General features: G+C 62.9%; 17 protein-coding genes. 11 read left to right on the forward strand and 6 right to left on the reverse strand.

From position 1 onward, the window contains the following. Positions 1-32: 32 nt before the first annotated feature. From G4G28_RS06955 to G4G28_RS06965, 3 genes are all read right to left on the reverse strand, one after another. The gene (locus G4G28_RS06955) at positions 33-1,016 is read right to left on the reverse strand and encodes a glycine-rich domain-containing protein-like (protein ID WP_183108178.1); all 984 of its coding nucleotides are present in this window, start codon (positions 1,014-1,016) and stop codon (positions 33-35) included. A gap of 216 nt (positions 1,017-1,232) precedes the next feature. Further along, a complete protein-coding gene (locus tag G4G28_RS06960; RefSeq protein WP_182991745.1) occupies positions 1,233-3,059 on the reverse strand; it encodes a CHASE domain-containing protein in 1,827 nt (608 codons plus the stop codon). Positions 3,060-3,242: 183 nt separating this feature from the next. After that, positions 3,243-4,997 (reverse strand): glutamine--tRNA ligase/YqeY domain fusion protein, encoded by a 1,755-nt coding sequence (locus G4G28_RS06965; RefSeq protein ID WP_182991401.1) that lies wholly within the window; start codon positions 4,995-4,997, stop codon positions 3,243-3,245. Between the two features lie 263 nt (positions 4,998-5,260). On the opposite strand from G4G28_RS06965, the gene G4G28_RS06970 reads away from it, so the two are divergent. The 11 genes from G4G28_RS06970 (at position 5,261) to G4G28_RS07020 (ending at position 16,568) form a co-directional block, all read left to right on the forward strand. Then, on the forward strand, positions 5,261-5,551 hold the full coding sequence (locus tag G4G28_RS06970) for a DnaJ domain-containing protein (RefSeq protein WP_182991402.1): 291 nt from the start codon (positions 5,261-5,263) through the stop codon (positions 5,549-5,551). Positions 5,552-5,588: 37 nt separating this feature from the next. Next, positions 5,589-6,104 carry a hypothetical protein gene (locus G4G28_RS06975; RefSeq protein ID WP_182991403.1) on the forward strand — a complete coding sequence of 172 codons (516 nt, stop codon included), beginning with the start codon at positions 5,589-5,591 and terminating at the stop codon, positions 6,102-6,104. After that, complete coding sequence (locus G4G28_RS06980; protein WP_182991404.1) at positions 6,101-6,883, forward strand: hypothetical protein; 783 nt, start codon at positions 6,101-6,103, stop codon at positions 6,881-6,883. The genes G4G28_RS06975 and G4G28_RS06980 overlap by 4 nt, the downstream gene beginning before the upstream one ends. 17 nt (positions 6,884-6,900) lie before the next feature. Next, positions 6,901-7,782, forward strand: coding sequence for a hypothetical protein (locus G4G28_RS06985; protein ID WP_182991746.1), 882 nt, complete (start codon positions 6,901-6,903; stop codon positions 7,780-7,782). Positions 7,783-8,163: 381 nt separating this feature from the next. Further along, on the forward strand, positions 8,164-9,378 hold the full coding sequence (locus tag G4G28_RS06990; RefSeq protein ID WP_182991405.1) for an MFS transporter: 1,215 nt from the start codon (positions 8,164-8,166) through the stop codon (positions 9,376-9,378). Positions 9,379-9,494: 116 nt separating this feature from the next. Further along, positions 9,495-12,395: a type VI secretion system Vgr family protein gene (locus G4G28_RS06995; protein WP_229507920.1), complete on the forward strand. Its 2,901-nt coding sequence runs from the start codon at positions 9,495-9,497 to the stop codon at positions 12,393-12,395. Positions 12,396-12,417: 22 nt separating this feature from the next. Then, positions 12,418-13,830, forward strand: a complete 1,413-nt coding sequence (locus tag G4G28_RS07000) for a hypothetical protein (protein WP_182991407.1) — start codon at positions 12,418-12,420, stop codon at positions 13,828-13,830. 7 nt (positions 13,831-13,837) lie between these two features. After that, positions 13,838-14,791 (forward strand): hypothetical protein, encoded by a 954-nt coding sequence (locus tag G4G28_RS07005; protein WP_182991408.1) that lies wholly within the window; start codon positions 13,838-13,840, stop codon positions 14,789-14,791. A gap of 274 nt (positions 14,792-15,065) precedes the next feature. Beyond that, positions 15,066-15,374: a hypothetical protein gene (locus G4G28_RS07010; RefSeq protein WP_182991409.1), complete on the forward strand. Its 309-nt coding sequence runs from the start codon at positions 15,066-15,068 to the stop codon at positions 15,372-15,374. A gap of 27 nt (positions 15,375-15,401) precedes the next feature. Then, complete coding sequence (locus G4G28_RS07015; protein ID WP_183108179.1) at positions 15,402-15,557, forward strand: hypothetical protein; 156 nt, start codon at positions 15,402-15,404, stop codon at positions 15,555-15,557. Between the two features lie 684 nt (positions 15,558-16,241). Then, positions 16,242-16,568: a hypothetical protein gene (locus tag G4G28_RS07020; RefSeq protein WP_182991410.1), complete on the forward strand. Its 327-nt coding sequence runs from the start codon at positions 16,242-16,244 to the stop codon at positions 16,566-16,568. A gap of 106 nt (positions 16,569-16,674) precedes the next feature. Here G4G28_RS07020 and G4G28_RS07025 read toward each other — a convergent pair whose 3' ends face one another. The 3 genes from G4G28_RS07025 to G4G28_RS07035 are packed head-to-tail and all read right to left on the reverse strand — an operon-like array spanning position 16,675 to position 18,500. Then, positions 16,675-17,925, reverse strand: coding sequence for a CaiB/BaiF CoA-transferase family protein (locus tag G4G28_RS07025; protein WP_182991411.1), 1,251 nt, complete (start codon positions 17,923-17,925; stop codon positions 16,675-16,677). 33 nt (positions 17,926-17,958) lie between these two features. Beyond that, positions 17,959-18,324: an adenosylmethionine decarboxylase gene (gene speD / locus G4G28_RS07030; RefSeq protein WP_182991412.1), complete on the reverse strand. Its 366-nt coding sequence runs from the start codon at positions 18,322-18,324 to the stop codon at positions 17,959-17,961. After that, positions 18,321-18,500, reverse strand: coding sequence for a hypothetical protein (locus G4G28_RS07035; protein WP_182991413.1), 180 nt, complete (start codon positions 18,498-18,500; stop codon positions 18,321-18,323). The genes speD and G4G28_RS07035 overlap by 4 nt, the downstream gene beginning before the upstream one ends. Positions 18,501-18,502 lie beyond the last annotated feature (2 nt).

Raw genomic sequence — 18,502 nt, forward strand, 5'->3', positions numbered from 1 at the left:
GCGGCAGGGCGGGGCCCTGCCGACAGCGACGCTCAGGCTGCCTGCGCGATGGCGCTCTGCGCCGCCGCAGCCGAGCCAATCGGCGCGCCGCACCACGCGGTCTGCACATCGGCTGCCTTGGCCACGGGCGCACCGCACCATGCCGTCTGCGCATGCGCCGCCTTGCTCACGGGCGCACCGCACCATGCCGTTTGCCCATTGGCTGCCTTGCTCACGGGGGCACCGCACCATGCGGTCTGCGCATTCGCCGCCGCCTTGCCCGCCTGACTCACCGGCGCACCGCACCACGCCGTCTGCGCATTGGCTGCCTTGCTCACCGGCGCCCCGCACCAGGCCGTTTGTGCATTCGCCGCCGGCTTGCCCGCCTGGCTCACCGGCGCACCGCACCAGGCCGTCGCCATGTTCGCCGCCTTGCCCGCCGGGGCACCGCACCATGCGGCCTGCACAGTGCCCGCCGTGCCTGCCGGGGCACCGCACCATGCCGTCTGCGCGCCGGCGGCACTGATGGCCGGTGCGCCGCACCAGGCGGTCTGCACGTCCGCGGCCTCGACTCCCGTTGCTGCGCCGTACCAGGGGTTGTTTGCCGCTGCCGTCCCTGCGGCGCCGTAGTCCAGGTCGTTCGCCGGCTGAGCATGCAGGTAGTCTTCGCCGAAGGTCGACTCGTACAGGTCGCGCATGCGCTGCCCGGCTTCCTGCTGGACTTCGGCGCCGTCCTCGCCTTCCATGCCGACATACGGATAGTGGTGCAGGAAGTAGCCGAAAGCCTGGTCGCAATCGCGGGCATATTTCATCGTGTCCAGGATGTGGTAATGCCAGAAGGTATCGACGTCGACCAGGGGCGCAGTCTGTTCGTTCGGAAAAGCCTTCATCAGGTAAAGGAAGCGGCGGTATTCGATTTCCATCGCATTCGCCTTTTCCAGCGACCAGCCTTCGCCGGATTGTTTGTGCATCAGTTTGACCTTGATTGGGCTCAAGTCCAGGGCGGCGATCAGGTTGAAGTCTTTGTTCGAGATCATGATTTATCCTTTAGTTTTGGTGACTACATCGTTATTTGTATTGGTGGTATGCGCTGTGGGAAAAGTCATGCTGGCAGATGATCCGGCCCTCCTCCTCAGTTGCCGTCGTCGTTATTGACGAGAAGCATTGATATGGATTCTCTACCCCAAGCTTCCGGATTTCCTTGACTAAACTCAACTTGAGTGACGTCAACTAATTTCCTGTGGTAAAGCTGCCTAAAGGCTGTTGAGGGCGGGGTTGGGCGCGAGGGAGGAGGGAGCGGGCGCGTAGGCCACGGAGATGAGGTTGTCGGCCGCGGGGATGGAGACGTGGACCGTGGTGCCGGCGCCCGGCCGGCTGGTGATGACGCACTTGCCGCCGAGGATGCGTACGCGCTCTTCGATGCCGACCAGGCCGAAGGAGCCGGGCTTCTGGCCGCCGCCCGTTTTCAGGCCAATGCCGTTGTCGCTGACCGACATCGAGATCGCATCCGGGTCGAGCGCCAGCTCCACCCGCACCGCCGTTGCACGCGCGTGGCGCGACACGTTGGTGAGCGACTCCTGCAGGATGCGAAACAGCGTGGTGGCGCAGCGGTCGCTCACGTGCAGGTCGTGATTGTCAGACACCAGTTCGCAGGGAATGCCGGTGCGGCGCTGGAATTCGGTAATCTGCCAGTCGACCGCCGCCGTCAGGCCCAGGTCGAGCACGTTCGGGCGCAGGTCGTTGATGATCTGGCGCACGCTCTTGATGGTGGCGTCGATCTGCTCGAGCATCCACTGCGCCCGCGCGTGCAGCAGCGGATGGCGCTCATTGGTGCGCGAGGCCAGCAAGTCGACTTCGATGCGCAGCGCCAGCAGGTTCTGGCCGAGGTCGTCGTGGATCTCGCGCGCGATGCGCTTGCGTTCGCTTTCCTTGATGGTCTCGGCATGCGCTGCCAGGCGCCGCAGGTTGTCGTTGGTCTTCTGCAGTTTCGCTTCACTGCCGCGCAGTTCGCCGGTCATCTCCTCGGCCAGTTCGATGGCACGCCGGCGCGAGGAACTCAAGGTCTGGAACAGCGCATACAGCAGGGCAGTCCCGGTCACGCCGGCCAGCATGGCCACCCAGGGAAGCAGGCTGTCGATCTCGGAATACAGGCTGCGCTTTTTCACGCTGAAATCGATGTCCCAGCCGCGCCCGCTCACGCCCACCGGCAGCAGGGCGTGAAACACCCGCCGTTCGTCGGTCTCCATGCCGGGATGGTTGTCGAAGAACACGCGGCGCCGGTACACGCCCGGCGGCCCGCCGGGTTCCTCGACCGGGCTCATGCCTGAAATCATCAGCCTGGTGGCGTCTTTCGGCATGTTGTCGAGCACGCCCTGGGCCAGGCGCTGGACGGAAAAGCCGATGCCCACCGAGCCGATGTAGGCGGCGCGCCGCTGGGCGACATCGGTGAGCGGCGTGTTGGCGCGGTACACAGGCATGCGCATGCCCAGGCCGCTCGCGGTCGACTGGATGCGGACCGCCGTGCCCGAGGTCGAGGGATCGCCGGTATCGCGCGAATAGGCCAGCGCCAGCGCGACGGCCGGCCGCGCGTGCAGGTCCATGCCGATGCGGCCGTTCCAGTACTGGCCAGGCTCGATGAAGGTGAGTACCGTGTATTCGGCACGGTGGCCCGGAGGCATGATCCTGAAGCCGGGCAGGTCCTGGCGCATCTCGGCCTCGAAGGCGGCGCGTTCGCTTTCCCGCAGATGACGGGCGAAATTCACGGTTTCGATGCCCGGGAAATGCCTGGCGAGATCGAGCCCGTTCACGTACTGGCGGAACTGCTCGCGCGTCACGTGCTCGGTGGTGAGGAAGAGGCTGGAGGTGCCGCGCAGCAAATCGGCATAGGTCTTGATGCGGCTGTCGAGGATCGACTGGACACCGCGTGCCATGTGCCCGAAACGCTCGCGCGCATCGTTTTCGATGGCCTGGCTGGTGGTGACGTGCAAGGCCACGCCCACGCCGAGCGAGAGGATCGCGCCCAGCCATGAGCCCAGCTTGATCGCGCCGATCCTGGAAATCCAGTTGTCCGCCGATTTCATCGTCATCAGAATACGCTTCGTTCTTGATTTTAGTCAGAATCGCGCAGACGGCGGGGACTGGAACCTGGCAGGACTGCTAGTTGTTTTTTTTGCGTGAAAAGACGGGAAAAATCCCGCCGCGGAAGGAGCCTCCGGGGCGGGATGTGTTCGCTACAAAGCATGGGCGAGGCGCCACGCCGGCAATTACTTGCCCCAGCTATCCTTCAGCGTGGTCACCCGGTTGAACACCGGCTTGCCTGGTTGCGAATCGACCTGGTCTGCCACGAAATAGCCGTGGCGCTCGAACTGGAAGCGCTGCTCGGCAACGGCTGCGGCCATGCCGGGTTCGAGGTAGGCAGTCACGGTTTCCAGTGCGTTCGGATTGAGCAGGGCCTTGAAATCCTTGCCGCCCGCGTCCGGGTTGGCGTCGAGGAAGAGCCGGTCGTAGAGGCGCACTTCGGCTTCGATGCTTGATGCCGCGCTGACCCACGTAATGTTGCCCTTGACCTTGTAGTTGTCCGCGCCCGGCGTGCCCGACTTCGAATCGGCGAAGTAGTTCACGTGCACGGCTGTGACTTTGCCGTTCTCGTCCTTGTCGTAGCCGGTGCACTCGACCACGTAGCCGTACTTCAGGCGCACGCGCGAACCAGGCTGGTCGCCCACGGGCGGCGTGAAGCGGAAGTAACCCTTGGTCGGGGTTTCCATGAAATCTTCCTGCTCGATCCACAGTTCGCGCGTGAACGGGAAGGTGCGCACGCCCCATTCCGGATGGTGCGGGTGGACCGGCGAGCTGCACTCGTGCGCTTCGCCTTCGGGGAAGTTATCCACGATCAGTTTCAAAGGACGCAGCACGGCGATCGCGCGCGGCGCTTTCGGATCGAGGTCGTCGCGCAGCGCGCCTTCCAGCGTGCTCATGTCGATCCAGCCGTCCGCCTTCGACACGCCGATGCGCTCGCAGAACAATTGGATGGATTCCGGCGTGTAGCCGCGGCGGCGCAGGCCGACGATGGTCGGCATGCGCGGGTCGTCCCAGCCGGAAACGATGCCCTCGTCCACCAACTGACGGAGTTTACGCTTGGACATGACGACATAGGTCAGGTTCAGGCGCGACATCTCGTACTGGCGCGGTACCGGCGGCTCGAAGAAACCGCCTTCGGTCGCGGTGGCGACGAGCCAGTCGTAGAAGGGACGGTGGTCCTGGAATTCCAGCGTGCAGATCGAATGGGTGATCGACTCCATCGCATCCGACAGCGGGTGGGTGAAGTCGTACATCGGGTAGATGCACCAGTCGTCGCCCGTGCGGTGGTGGTGCGCATGGCGGATGCGGTACAGGGCCGGGTCGCGGTTGGTCATGTTCGGGGACGACATCGCGTCCTCGCTCATCTTCGCGCGCAGGATGTGCTCGCCGTCCTTGTACTTGCCGGCCTTCATGTCGCGGAAGATCTGCAGCGACTCCTCGACCGGGCGATTCCGGAAAGGCGAATTCGTGCCGGGCGTGCCGAAGTTGCCGCGGTTCTTCGCCATGTCTTCGGCGCTCTGGCTGTCGACGTAGGCGACACCCTTCTGGATCATGTACTCGGCGATCGCGTACAGCTTGTCGAAGTAGTCGCTGGCGTAATGCAGGTATTCCTGGCCGCCTTGCTCCCACGAAAAGCCGAGCCACTTGACGCTGTCCATGATGGTGTCGACGTATTCCTGGTCTTCCTTTTCAGGATTGGTGTCGTCGAAACGCAGGTGGCAGCGGCCGTTGTAGTCGCGCGCCAGGCCGAAGTTCAGGCAGATCGATTTCGCGTGGCCGATGTGCAGGTAGCCGTTCGGCTCCGGCGGGAAGCGGGTAATGACCGGAGGCATGCCTTCGCGCGCGTGGATGCCGGCCGCCAGGTCGTTGTCGATAATGGCGCGCAGGAAATTTGACGAGGGCGCATTCGCCGACGCCGCCTTGTTTTTCTCGTTGCTCATGGAAAGAGGAGTGTGTATGAAAGTTGCAGGCATTTTACCGCAGGCAGTGCGCCAGTGCCCCGCCTATGTGGTGGAGCGCACGGTTCGCTCAGTATGCAGTGCCCATACTGGCCGGATAGGCGGACGCCAACTGCGCCTTGCAAGCCGTCAACACCAGTGCATGCCGCCCGGCGCCGCTGTCATGTTGGCGTTTTATATAGGATAATGGCCGTTTTGCCGTTTTCCGGGCCTGACGCCAGGCCCTCTGCCGGAGAGTTCCAAAAGTGGAAAATTTATACGCGATCCTCGGCGTCGCGCCCAATGCCAGCGACGAAGAGATCAAGAAGGTTTACCGTTCGCTGGCGATGCGCTACCACCCCGACCGCAACCAGGCGCCGGGAGCGGAAGCACGCTTCAAGGCCGTCAGCAAGGCCTACGAGGTCCTGTCGGACCCGGCCAGGCGCGAGGAATACAACCAGAGCGTGAACCACCGCATCGTGCTCGATGCCGAGGCCGAGGCCTTCGAGCTGTGGCGCTCGCTGTTCGCGCTCAATGGCGTCACGCTGCAGGCCTGAACCAGGCGGCCCGACTTACGCAATCACAGGAATAACAATGAAACGAGTACATCCCGAATTCGCTTACCAGTCGCGTGAACTGGAAGGCCAGATCGACGGCACGCTGGGCGATCCGCCGAACCGCAAGAACTACGACATGATGGTCGAGGCCCTGGTGTCGGAATACGCCGGCGGTTCCGGCATCGACGACGTCAACCTGATGGCCTTCGCCCTCGTTGACAAGATCAAGTTCCTCGACCCGAAAGGCCTGATGCGCGAGGCGGCCGATTACGCCGGCGGCGACCCCGCACGCGTGTTCGCCATGGCCGAGTGCCAGGGCGAGGACGGCGCCGCCATGTACGCGGCCATGACCGACAACCACCCCGAGCTGGCGCGCCAGGCCATCATCACGGCCTTCCTCTACAAGCACCAGCAGCGCTGGGAAGACGACGACCAGTCGCTCGATCAGCTGGCCGAAGGCGACGAGGGCGACGAGGATGACGACGACATGGACGGCACCGCGGCATCGGACGACTTCACGCAGATCTTCGACGGCGAAGGAGAACGCGAATGAGTGACAACGACAAGGCCAACCTGCCGGCCTTGACCCGGCAGATCAATGAACTGGTGCTGGCCGGTTCGCTGCAGCACGCCGAAGAGGCGTTCTCGAAAGCCGCCGACGAGCACGGCGACTATGCCGTGGCCGAGGTCCTGTCGACCTTGCCGCCGCAGGTCACCGCGCTGCACCTGGCCGGCTTCGACGGCGCCAAGACTTCGCTGGCGACCATGCTGGTGCCGCCCAAGGCCTGGGCCGAGAGCCTGGCCTACCTGGCCGCCACCTGGCCCGACAACATGATCGAGGACGACCCCGAGCGCATCGCCGAGGGCCTGTTCAACCACGTGCATGGCATCGTCTACGCGAACGACGACGAAGACCGCCGCCACGAACTGCTGCAGGAAGCCTCGAGCACCGACCATGGCGCCACCGTGTTCGCCATCCTGTGGTCGCTGGCGCCAAAAGAGATCATGGAAGTGGCCGGCGAGATCAACACCAAGGGCCGCTACGTGACGGGCCAGACTTCGTCCGACAGCGACATCGTGCCCCTCGCCATCGACCTGGCGAAAGCCAGCGAAGACGGCTGGGAGCGTTCGCTGATCGAGCTGTTCCCGGACTTCCGCCACAGCGCCGAGATGGCCGACGCCGAGTTCCCGGACGACCCGGACGAAGACCCGGACTTCCATCAGCGCTCCACGCGCGACCTGCTGTACCGCCTGCGCAAGCAGGTGCCCTCGGTACGCACCCTGCCGCGCCGCAGTACGCGCAAGAGCATGGGCACGGACATCTTTTCGTGAGCGGGGATCGCCAGAGCATGCTCCCTGCCATCGTCATCGAAAGGTTGCCGCGCCTGGTGCGGGCGATCAAGCTGTTGCCGGAGCAGGCCAACGCCGACGAGGCGATCGGCCTGGCCGACGAGCTCTCCGGCGTCACCGCGATGGTCTCCGAGAAGTTCACCAACGACCGCACCGCCGAAGGCATCCAGCGCGCGCTGATGCTGACCGTCGGCGGCATCTCGCTGGGCCTGGAACACTTGCTGGCCGAGGAGGGCGACGACAGCGATGCCGGCGCGCTCGACATCCTGATCGACGAGGGCGCCGAGTACGTGTTCCAGGCGGGCTTCCGACTCGTGCGCGAACTGTCCGCGCTGCCCGAGGACAGCCTGGTCGGCGAGTACGACCTGGACCCGGTGTATTCGCAGCGGCGCCTGAAGGAGCTGTTCGTCGACCTGTGCACGGCTGACCCTGGCGAGAGCTGGACCGGCTACGAGCGCTACCAGGGCCAGCTGCGCCAGCGCCTGGACGTGCAGGCGATCGTGAACGCCGCCAAGTGGCTGCGCAAGCACCACTACGAGGGCCCGGTGAAGGACCCGGACATCAATGCCGAAGGCGTGATTGCGATGGCGATCATCTTCGCGGTCGACGGCGGCGGCGTGATCGTCGCGCGCGCCGGCCAGAAGGCCTTCGAGAACTTCGTCAAGTCCGTCCGCAAGAACCAGCCCGACTTCGAAGCCGGCTGGGCCGCGCTGCTGGAAAAGGTACCGGCCCCGCACCGCGCCATCATCGCCGAACGCATCGCCAGCTACCGCGACACCTGCAGCGTGCTGAAGAACATCCACACCAAGGCACCGATGAAGCAGCTGGTCGCCGAGATGGAAAACTACGCGGGCTCGGAGCTCGACACCGAGTACCCGTAGGGTAGGTGGGGCATTTCGGGCCGATGGCCCGGAATGCAAACGCCTACGCGTTCAACGCAAGCAGGCATTGCCGATAGGCCGCCGTTGTAGGGTGGACGGGTCCCCCGTCCACGCGTTCAACCTCAAGCTCGCACCATCTATACCGTAGGGTAGGCGGGTCCCCCGCCTACGCGTTCAATTCGCGCTCGCATTATCGATCCCCGTAGGTCGACGCCGTTGTCGAGTCCCCTGTTCTCGATAACCCCACGCGAACGCGCGCATCCGGCAACTGCATCCAACCGATCATCACGCCCCGTCAATACGCTCACAAGCGACGAGGTGTCCGCCGATACCCACGCCAGTTCTCCGTTATCATGGCCTGTCCCGCACCCGGATTCACCCATGTCTTCTCCCGCCATCGCCGCCGGCAGCCCTGCATTCAAACGCGTCAACCGCGCCATGGCCTTCGGCGGCTTCTCCACTTTCGCACTGCTCTACAGCGTCCAGCCCCTGATGCCGCTGCTGGCACGCGACTTCGCCCTGACCCCGGCGCAAAGCAGCCTGGCACTGTCGATCTCCACCGGCGCACTGGCCGTCTCCTTGCTCGTATCGAGCGTGCTGTCCGAGCGCTTCGGCCGCAAGCCCCTGATGGCCGCCTCCATGCTCAGCGGCGGCCTGCTCACGCTGCTGGCCGCCTTCACCCACGACTATTCTCAACTGCTGGTCCTGCGCGCCCTGATGGGTTTCATGCTGGGCGGGATGCCCGCCGTGGCGATGGCTTACCTCAGCGAAGAGATCGAAGGCGGCTCGCTCGGCCTGTCGATGGGGATGTACATCAGCGGCAGCGCCTTTGGCGGCATGACGGGACGCGTGCTGGCCTCGGTCATCAGCGATTTCTGGTCCTGGCGCTCGGCATTGGCGGTGATGGGCGCGGCCGGCCTGTACGCGGCCTGGGAGTTCTGGCGCAGCCTTCCCCCCTCGAAGCGCTTCCGTCGCGGGCAGGGCGGCTTCGGCGGCCTGTTGGATGGCCTGCGCCGCCACCTGCGCGACCCCGGCCTGCCCTGGCTGTTCGCCTTGTCTTTCCTGCTGATGGGGTCCTTCGTCAGCCTCTACAACTACATCGGCTACCGCCTGCTCGGACCTGAATTCAACTTGCGCCAGAGCGCCGTCGGCGCGCTGTCGATCCTCTACCTGCTCGGCATCTTCAGCTCCGTCTGGGCCGGGCGCCTGGCCGACCGCCTGGGCCGGCGCAATGTGCTGTGGCTGGTGATGTCGGTGATGTTCGCGGGCCTCTTGCTGACCCTGTTCAGGAACCTGGTCGCCGTCGTCGTCGGCGTCGGCCTCTACACCTTCGGCTTCTTCGCCTCGCACTCGGTGGCCAGCAGCTGGGTCGGCCGGCGCGCGCGGGCGCCACAGGCGCTGGCGTCGGCCTTGTACCTGTTCTTCTACTACCTCGGCTCGAGCGTGGTCGGCTGGGGTTCGGGCTACCTGTGGGAGCACGGCGGCTGGCTGGGCGTGGTGGGGCTGCTGGGGGCGATTCTGGTGATGGCCATGCTCATCGCATTGCGCTTACGTGTGTTGGCGCCGCTGGAACCGGTCGGGCCCGCGGCGCCGTGATCCTGCGAGTCAAAATTTAGCTTAAGCATTGATGCAGATCATGTCTGCAGGTGGCTTTCCCTTCTTGACCTTCGGTAACATCGTCGGCTGGCAAGTTTGCAGCTCGTGTCGGCGCCGTGGGTGCCGCGCGAGCTCTCTGCCTTCCGATTCGTCCGAACCGAAGGAGCTCTCCAGATGGCAACGATGGCATTGCCGGGCCGCGCATGAACGCGTCCGATTTTTCACTTTCGGCCCTGTTCGGTACGGGCCTCGGCCAGCACGCACGGCTCATTACCCTCACCACCCCGCAGGAAAGCGAGCTCCCTGAATCGTTGGCCGCCGAGCGGATCACGGGCCGCGAAGCGATCAACGAACTGTTCTGTTTCGAAGTCGATGCGCTGAGCACCTCGGCCGACCTCGACCTTGCGCTGTTTCTTGGCGAAGAGCTGCGCCTGGGCCTGCTGCAGCCCGACGGCAGCCGGCGCTTCTGGCATGGCCTGTGCACGGGCGCGGCGTGGATGGGCGCCGACGGCGGCGTTGCCCGCTACCGCTTGCGCCTGGAGCCGGCGCTGGCGCTGCTGGGCCTGCGTCGCGACAGCTACATTTTCCAGGACAAGAACGCGCGCGATATCGTCACCGAACTGCTGGCCGATTATCCGCAGGTGCGCTTCGATTTCGACATCACCCAGGCGCTGCCAGTGCGCCCCATCTGCACCCAGTACCGCGAAAGCGATCTCGATTTCTTCACCCGGCTGCTCGCACTAGAGGGCCTGAGCTGGCGCTTCGAGCACGCGCAGGAAGAGGATCAGGGCGGGCACCGCCTCGTCGTCTTCGACAGCGCTGCGCAGGCCCCAGCCACCCCAGGTGGGGCAGCACTGCGTTTCCACGGCGTGCGCGCCACCGAGGAAGACGACGCCATCGACGGGTTCGGTGCGCGCCGCAGCGTCGCGGCGAACGCGGTCGCCAGCAGCAGCTGGCACCCGGCGCAACTGCTCGCGCCCGCCGCCGAACAGCAGTCGATGCTCGATGCCGGCGAGCTGCCGGGTATGCAGGTGCATGACGGCAGTGGCGAGCGGCGCTTCGCCGACCGGGGCGCGGCTGACGCGCACAGCCGGTTGATGCTGCAAGCGCTGGAGCGGGACAACAAGGTGTTCAGCGGCGCCGGCGCGGTACGGCGCCTGGCCGCCGGTCACGGCTTCGCGCTCACCCAGCACGAGCGCTATCCCGAGGGCGAGAATGTCTTCACGGTGCTGTGGGTGGAGCACGAAGCACGCAATAATTTCGAGACCGGCATCGCCGGCGGCGAGCGTGGCGTGGAGAAGGGCAGCTATCGCAACCGCTTCGCCTGCGTGCGCGATACCGTTGCGATCGTGCCGGCAGCGACCGCGGCGCTGCGCCGCACGACGGCTCTTGGCGCGCAGGCAGCGCTGGTGGTCGGCCTGACCGACGCGGTTTCGACCACCACGCGCGACCATCAGGTGCGCATCCAGTTTGCCTGGCAGCGTGGCGCGTCCCCCAACTCCGGCGGAATGGCCCACGACACCGACGACGCCGGCTGCGCGCCGGGGAACGAGACATCCGGCACCTGGGTGCGCGTGGCCGAAGCACTGGCCGGGCCGAACTGGGGCACGCTCTTCACGCCACGTGTCGGCACCGAAGTACTGGTCGATTTCGTCGAGGGCGACATCGACCGTCCCCTCATCGTCGCCCAGCTCCACAACGGCGTCGACACGCCGCCGTTTCCTGCCGGCGTGGAGTCCGGCGCCGACCACGCTGGAACGCTGTCGGGCATCCACAGCCGCAACTTCGACGGCAGCGGTTTCAACCAATGGCAGCTGGACGACACGGCGGGACAGGTGCGCACGCGCCTTGCCACCAGCACCGCAGCTACCCAACTGAACCTGGGCTACCTGATCCAGCAAGCGCCGGGTTCAAGCACACGCGGTGCCTACCGCGGCAGCGGCTTCGAGCTGCGCACCGACGCCTGGGGTGTCGTGCGCGGCGGGGAGGGCGTGCTGCTGTCGACCAGCGCACGTGCGTGCCGGGGCTGCGGCGTGCCCTCGACGCAGATGGATACGCTTGAAGCGGTGTCGATGCTGAAGGGTGCGCAGGCACTCGGCAAGACCCTGTTCGACGCGGCCACACAGCAGGGCGCCCTGTCCAGCAAGGACGCGGAGAAGGCACAGCGCGCGTTCATCGAGCAGATCGATCCGAAGGCGAAGGGCAAGTATGCGGGCGCAGTCGGCGGCCAGCAGGCGCTCAAGTCGCGGGCGGGCAGCCGCGAGCTCGATGGCGCGGGGCCGGTCGAGAAGTTCGGTTCCGCGCTCGTGCTGATGGATTCGGCGGCCGGGATCAACTGGGCGACGCCGGCATCGACCGTGCTCTACGCCGGCCAACAATTAGCGTGGACCACGCAGTCGGATCTGCACCTGAGCGCGGCACATACGGTGTCCTCGGTTGCCGGCAGTGCCGCCAGCTTGTTCACGCATGCGGGGGGCATCCAGGCGATTGCGGCGAATGGGCCAGTGTCGCTGCAGGCGCATACGGATGGGCTGGAGATCCTGGCGGACAAGGAAATTACGGTGATTTCGGTGAATGACTGCATTGAAATCAAGGCCAAGGAAAAGATCGTGCTGCAGGCGGGGCAGTCGGCGATCACGCTGGAGGGTGGGGATATTACGTTTGCTTGTCCGGGGAAGTTTTCGGTGAAGGGGGGGAAGCATTTGTTTGACCAAGGTGCCAAGCAATCGGCTGAATTCCCTCATTTCCCGGAAGCGGGAGCTAAGCTGAATAACTTCATCGCGCTTAACTACCGGGATGCCAGCGGTGAACCGATGGCAGGCGTGGGTTACAAGATCAAGTTCGCAGAGGGCGTCGTCATCAGCGGAACGCTCGATCAGGCTGGAAATGCTCGTCACGACAATGTGCCCGAGAAGCCGATCTCTGCGGAGTACGAAGAGCGAACGCCGCTGCCTGATCCGCCCTGGGATCCCTTGACAGCGATGTTATCCAGAGCGGACAAGATGTTCGCCGGCTGAAAATCTCCCTGGAGTGCGATACATGAACGACGAGTTCGAAAACGCATTAGCGTGGTTTTGTTCTGCCCCTGCCCAATGGATCAAGGAGGGCAGGAACAGCTTGGCCGCCGGTGCCGAGTGGATCTGGGAAGTGCTGCAGGGGGACTTTAACGATAGCGCCAGCACCGCGCAGGTCGTAACCGGGACGATCATTTCCATGATTCCGTTTGTCGATCAGCTGTGTGACGTGCGTGATCTGGTCGCGAACTGCAAGAAGCTCGATGAAGAACCTTCGCAAAAGTGGCACTGGTTCACGCTCGCCTTGACCTTGATCGGGCTGATCCCTGGGCTTGGCTCGCTACTGAAAGGCTCCCTCAAGGTCATGTTTGCCGGAATGCGAAAGGCGGGTGCGGTCAGCGGCGTGACGCCACGCCTATCCTTACATCTCGACGAGGCTATCGTTCAGCTAAACAGATTTCTCGCCCGCCCAGAAATCGTGGCCGCACTGAAGGCCATGAAGTGGGACAACCCTCATCGGCTTCTTGCGATAGAGGTCAAAAAGCTCGCTGCGAAGGTCAACACCACCGCCTTGATCGGCGCATTCGACCACGTTGCCGGAGCAGGAAAGCATTTGCTGGGTCTGGTGACGAAATGGGGTGGCAGTACCGTAGCCTCGCACGCGACAGACCTTATCCGGAAGATCGATCAGGTACGGCAGGGAGCGCATTGCCATTTGACGGGGGCTGTCGGTCCCATTCGGAATGCGATGGAAGCGCTAGCGCGGCGTTTGGAGATACAAGCCGATATGGCGCACCGCGCTTACTTGAACTCGGTGAATCCGCATGCCTTTGCGAAGGTGTCTGAAGCCGAGGAATTAGCTGCTTTTAACAAAGGAAAGCCAGCTTGGGTCGATAGGACTCCAAGCGCGGCATACCCCCAGGTCGCTGTGCCGCCAAATGCCCCGCCGGGGTGGACAAGTACAGTGTCTGGTCCAAAACGTGGGCGGCATCCACTCAACAATGCGCACGAGACGTTTAACACCATTCAAGCGTTGACAATTCCGCCTGGGACAAAGCTGTACCGTATCGTCGATCCGACCTCTTTCGATAACAGCATTTGCTGGATGAGCGAGTCCGAGTTTAAGAAGCTGAAGTCGAAAGATGATTGGAGGCGACGCTTCGCTGTATGGGCAAACTGGAACAGCAATGGAGAGTTCGTTGTCTATACCGTTCCACCAGGATCAGGCCTGAAAGTCTGGGAAGGGGTAACCGCATCGCAACGGATGGAGAAGACCGATTTTGTCCTTGAAGGGGGCGCACGCCAGATAGTCGTCGACCCGTCGCATATGGATAAGTCCCATCTGAGTCCACGGCAAAAAACCGGGTGGGGATACGACGACTTAGGGACAAGCAATAGCCTAGTCGGGGTTCCCGTTCAACGCAACCACGTTCGCTAAGGAAAAAATGAAACCAGTCCTAAATTCTCAAGAGGTATTCCTTCTCGAGCGCTACATATCAGCGGAATATTTTTGCGAACTCCGCGACACTTGGGCTGAGATGGTCAAACATTTGGAAGCTTGCCTTGACAATTGTATGCGGAATTTACCCAAGAACTATCGTTCGCGTCCTTTGCCGGAGCAGCCCGATGTCGTCTGGGGGCATCGTGTTATCCCGAACTTCCGCAAAACCCTAGAGAGTTTACACTCAGGTTACATTCTATTGACCCATGGTGATTTTCTTGGTCTGACTTGCTCATGGGGAGTGCAGAGCGATTTCAAAGGCCAAATGGACTACTGGTCCGGATGGATGCCCCGGTCGGACGAGAATATCTACGGAGAGCTTCTAGACAAGGCAATTATGCTAGCTCGCAATATTTCTCGTACTGAGCGGGCTGGGTGGGGGCCATTCGATTTGGCTGAATACAACGATTACTTCGGGCCACTAAATCCTCCTGCCCAATGGCCCATGTACCAAGTCCAAGCAAACGTATCGGTCGCAACGGGACAGAAACTCGAGCGCAGCGGTATTTATGTGCCCGATGTGGAAGGAAGTTGCGCCCAATTCTTGTTCGTCAGATATGAGACAGCGCCTACGACGAAGGTACGCACCGGAATGCGCCCGATCTTGCACCCAACAACAGGTGAGCAATATGACGAAGAGCCAATCCTGGAGGAGCGAAACTGTACGTGGTATCTCGTCGAACGCGCTTCCGGTGCGCAGGGCATCGTTCGGAACGACGCGACGACTGCTGCGCAACATATCCGTGTTCCTGGCGGCCAGGCTTGCCCAGAGACCGGGTTTTACTTTACACCCGCAAAAACGGAATCTCGGCGTTTATTTCGGAAGGGTGAAGCGATGCCGACCGTGGATTCAGGGTATGGTCGCACTATCTGGCAATGGGACAGTAATCAATCTTAGGCCGCTCAAGCGCGAATGGATCGGTCCTGCCCCGGGGCCGGAACCAATGATCATAGAATTCTAAGTTTCCAAATGTCAGCAGAACTAGAGATGGGGTGGGATGAAGACTTCGCAGGTAATGAGAGACTTTAAATGAGCTCCGCCAACTCGCTATAGGTCGCTACCATCTGAGATGTCGACCGCGAATGCTGGAAGGGCGAGCATTCGAGCCCTTTAAATTATCCAACAATCCATGCTTGAAACTAATTCGCAATGGAATTACGTGGAGCATGACATGAGCACTGAGCCGTTACGGGCAATTTTCGTTTGCAGTGTATTGGTCGCAACGATGCTCGTTGGCGTTGATTGTTTGGCCATTTCTCGCCTTGAGCAGGCTGAAGTAAAGAGCACCAAAGGAAGTGTGTGCTTCTCGATACCCTCGAATAAAGAAACCCGTGATGGAGTCTCACTTTATTCAATTCTTGTATCCGATGCGAAAGCGATCCGTCCAGGAGTGCTTCCTGAAGAGCAGTGGTATACGGCCGTCACCTCAGATGAGAAGCCGCTCTTGCTTAAGCCCAAGGACTGCATTTCGTACGGGTAGGCGCTGCCTTTAACTGAACAGCGGACCTTGCAAACACTTCGTTTAGATCATGCTTACGCTGTCTACCTTGCCGCGAAACTCAAAGAATCAAATGCCATGGGATATTACGGCACGTTTTGCCTCGTGCCGGGCGACAAAGGGGAATTGGTGGTGAAGCTGTTGCCTGCGGACTTGGATCAATGAGATGAGTGGTATCGATCCTGTGGACAACGGTAAGCGTCAAGCTGCCGTTTGCGCATTCAAACGGGGCCATTCGCCCGCTCCACGGTGAGTGGCGCGAATTTCAATGACGCACAGGCACGACGGTCAAGGCCGCTGGGTGCAAGAGGACATCGCGACGTCCAAAGCTCGGATAGCGATACTTGAGAGAAAAGCACTGGAGCGCGGCAACCACTTGATTCCTCGTCAATAAGCAGCTCGGCAGGAGGTTGAAGGTTTCGGACTGCTTGGCCTACGCAGTACTACAGCCCTTCAGCAAGCTAGGCCATTTCCTTTTTTCGTCCCGGTCCGACCAACCTTGACTCCTAGCTCGTGGGACCAGTGGCGGATAATGACGCGCTACTCTATCTTTGCTGCCGGAATCATCCGGTCCTCCTATGTCCAAGGCCTTGATGGGTACGAAAACAACCCCATCTAATCGAGCGAAACAGCTGATGAATTAGCGCCGGCGGCGTGACGGCATTTCGAACAATCTCTCTCACGGGGCGTCATTTGTGAGCCCGCACGCGAATCAGTATTTGACCGAATTTTCGTCCCCGGATTCTGAATTGGTCCGCCATTCTCGTTTCCCAACGCTAATGTGCGCCCGCTCGCGCGCATTTATCCGCAGCGTTAAAATTATTCGCTCTCTTTTCGAAGGAGGTCATCATGCTCCAAGCAAACGAAATCCAGCAACGCTACAGCCACCTGCAGCAGACCATCGGCGAAGCCGAGCAGGCTTGCCGCGCGTCGCAGGATACGCCGCCGCAGATGCGTGATTGTATCGAACGCATTTCGCGTGAATTGCAGCAGGCACGTGATGTGATGCAGTCGAACGACGAGGCGCGCATCGTGCAGTGCGTCGACAGCCTGGAAGACATGGGCGACGAGGCCAAGCGCATGAGCCGCACTATGCCGCAGATGCCGGCGCATCTGGAAGCGGTTGTCACCCGCGTGCATGCCGAGCTGTCGGAGTTCAAGCACAAGCTGCACTGAGTCTGCACTGAGTCGTCTGGCCGGCGCAAAGCCGGCCAATCGACGGAGGCGGCTGTCTCGCATGACGCGGGCAGCCGCTTTTTCATTCAATCGACAGCGCAAGCGATCAGACGATCCCGCGTGCCTGCAGCGCTGCGACTTCGTCCTCGCTCTTTCCCAGTACCTCGCGCAGCACGTCGACCGTGTGCTGGCCCAGCAGCGGCGGAGCTGCGTCGCTGGTCGCCGGCGTCGCCGACATCTTCATCGGATTGCGCACCAGCTTGACGGTGCCCGCTTCCGGGTGCGGCAGCTCGATCGCCATGCCGCGCGCCTGTACCTGTTCATTCGCGAAGACTTCGCCGACGTCGTTGATCGGCCCGCAGGGCACGCCCACCGCCTCCAGCATCGCGATCCATTCGTCGCGGGTGCGCGTGGCCGCCATCTCGGCCAGCAGCGGCACCAGCACGTCGCGGTTCTGCACGCGCAGCGGGTTGGTGGCGAAGCGCGGGTCGGTCGCCAGCTCGGGGCGGCCGCCGCTTTCCACGAACTTCTGGTACTGGCCGTCGTTACCGGCGGCGACGATCATGTGCCCGTCCGAACAGGCGAAGGTCTGGTAGGGAACGATGTTCGCGTGGGCATTGCCCCAGCGCTTGGGCGGCCTGCCGCTGTTGAGGTAATTGCTGCCGACATTGGCCAGCATCGCCACTTGCGTGTCCAGCAGGGCCATGTCGATGTACTGGCCGAGTCCCGTGCGGTCGCGGTGGGTCAGCGCGGCCAGCACGGCAATCGTCGCGTACATGCCGGTCATCAGGTCGGTCAACGCCACGCCGGCCTTTTGCGGGCCGCCGCCGGGCAGCTCGTCGCGTTCGCCGGTCACCGACATCAGCCCGCCCATGCCCTGGATGAGAAAATCGTAGCCGGCGCGATGCGCGTACGGCCCATCCTGGCCGAAACCCGTGATGGAGCAGTAGACCAGGTCCGGCTTGATGGCCTTGAGCGAGGCGTAATCCAGCCCATAGCGCTTCAGGTGCCCGACCTTGAAGTTTTCCAGCACCACATCCGACTGGCTCGCCAGTTCGCGGATCAGCGCCTGGCCCTCGGAGCTGGCGATATCGACCGTCACCGAACGCTTGCCGCGGTTGGCCGAGAGATAGTAGGCCGCCTCGCCGGTATCCTTGCCGGAAGCGTCCTTGGCGTACGGAGGGCCCCAGGCGCGTGTATCGTCGCCGCTGCCGGGACGCTCGATCTTGATGACGTCGGCGCCGAGGTCGGCGAGGTTTTGCGAGCACCAGGGGCCTGCCAGGACACGCGACAGGTCGAGGACGCGGATATGCCCGAGCGCCTTGCTGGCGCCGGGATTGGAACCGGATTGGGTCATTCTGATCTCTTTGGCAAGTCGAACGAAGCGCGATTATAGCTGGCCGCGCTCGACCGTCCTGACTGTGCGCGATGCGGGTTGCAGGCTCGCTTCGATCAGCGCGAGGGCCAGCTGCGGCTGGGCGGCGCCGCACATGAAGATGTCGGCGGCGGCGAAGCCGACTTCCGGCCACGTATGGATCGAAATATGCGATTCGGCCAGCAGCAGTACGCCCGTCACGCCCATGCCGGGGCCGAAGGTATGGAAGTGGCTGTGCAGGACGCGCGCGCCGGCCGCCAGCGCCGCTTCGCGCAGCAGGGCGTCGATACGGTCCGCGTCGACCAGCAGGCTTGGCGTAATGCCGTGCAGGTCGGCCAGCAGGTGCAGGCCAGCCGGACGGTGAAGGGCGGTCGCCGTCACTTGTGGCCGCCGCCGGAATAGGAACCGCCGCCCGAATACGAGCCGCTCGAATACGAGCCGCCGCGCGAGTACCAGCGGCCCCCGGAGCTGCTGCTGGCCCCGAACATCGACAGCCAGCTGAGGAGCGTGATCACCACGATGACGGCAACGGCGTAGAGCATGTAGTACTTTTTCATGG

Origin of the sequence: Massilia sp. Dwa41.01b (genome assembly GCF_014171775.1) — a bacterium.
Classification (GTDB): Bacteria; Pseudomonadota; Gammaproteobacteria; order Burkholderiales; family Burkholderiaceae_D; genus Telluria.

Bases quoted from the DNA above. Each gene is read 5' to 3' on its own strand.
- G4G28_RS06955 (WP_183108178.1), bottom strand. From the start codon at position 1,016: ATGATCTCGAACAAAGACTTCAACCTGATCGCCGCCCTGGACTTGAGC.
- G4G28_RS06960 (WP_182991745.1), bottom strand. From the start codon at position 3,059: ATGAAATCGGCGGACAACTGGATTTCCAGGATCGGCGCGATCAAGCTG.
- G4G28_RS06965 (WP_182991401.1), bottom strand. From the start codon at position 4,997: ATGAGCAACGAGAAAAACAAGGCGGCGTCGGCGAATGCGCCCTCGTCA.
- G4G28_RS06975 (WP_182991403.1), top strand. From the start codon at position 5,589: ATGAAACGAGTACATCCCGAATTCGCTTACCAGTCGCGTGAACTGGAA.
- G4G28_RS06980 (WP_182991404.1), top strand. From the start codon at position 6,101: ATGAGTGACAACGACAAGGCCAACCTGCCGGCCTTGACCCGGCAGATC.
- G4G28_RS06985 (WP_182991746.1), top strand. From the start codon at position 6,901: ATGCTCCCTGCCATCGTCATCGAAAGGTTGCCGCGCCTGGTGCGGGCG.
- G4G28_RS06990 (WP_182991405.1), top strand. From the start codon at position 8,164: ATGTCTTCTCCCGCCATCGCCGCCGGCAGCCCTGCATTCAAACGCGTC.
- G4G28_RS07000 (WP_182991407.1), top strand. From the start codon at position 12,418: ATGAACGACGAGTTCGAAAACGCATTAGCGTGGTTTTGTTCTGCCCCT.
- G4G28_RS07005 (WP_182991408.1), top strand. From the start codon at position 13,838: ATGAAACCAGTCCTAAATTCTCAAGAGGTATTCCTTCTCGAGCGCTAC.
- G4G28_RS07010 (WP_182991409.1), top strand. From the start codon at position 15,066: ATGAGCACTGAGCCGTTACGGGCAATTTTCGTTTGCAGTGTATTGGTC.
- G4G28_RS07020 (WP_182991410.1), top strand. From the start codon at position 16,242: ATGCTCCAAGCAAACGAAATCCAGCAACGCTACAGCCACCTGCAGCAG.
- G4G28_RS07025 (WP_182991411.1), bottom strand. From the start codon at position 17,925: ATGACCCAATCCGGTTCCAATCCCGGCGCCAGCAAGGCGCTCGGGCAT.
- G4G28_RS07035 (WP_182991413.1), bottom strand. From the start codon at position 18,500: ATGAAAAAGTACTACATGCTCTACGCCGTTGCCGTCATCGTGGTGATC.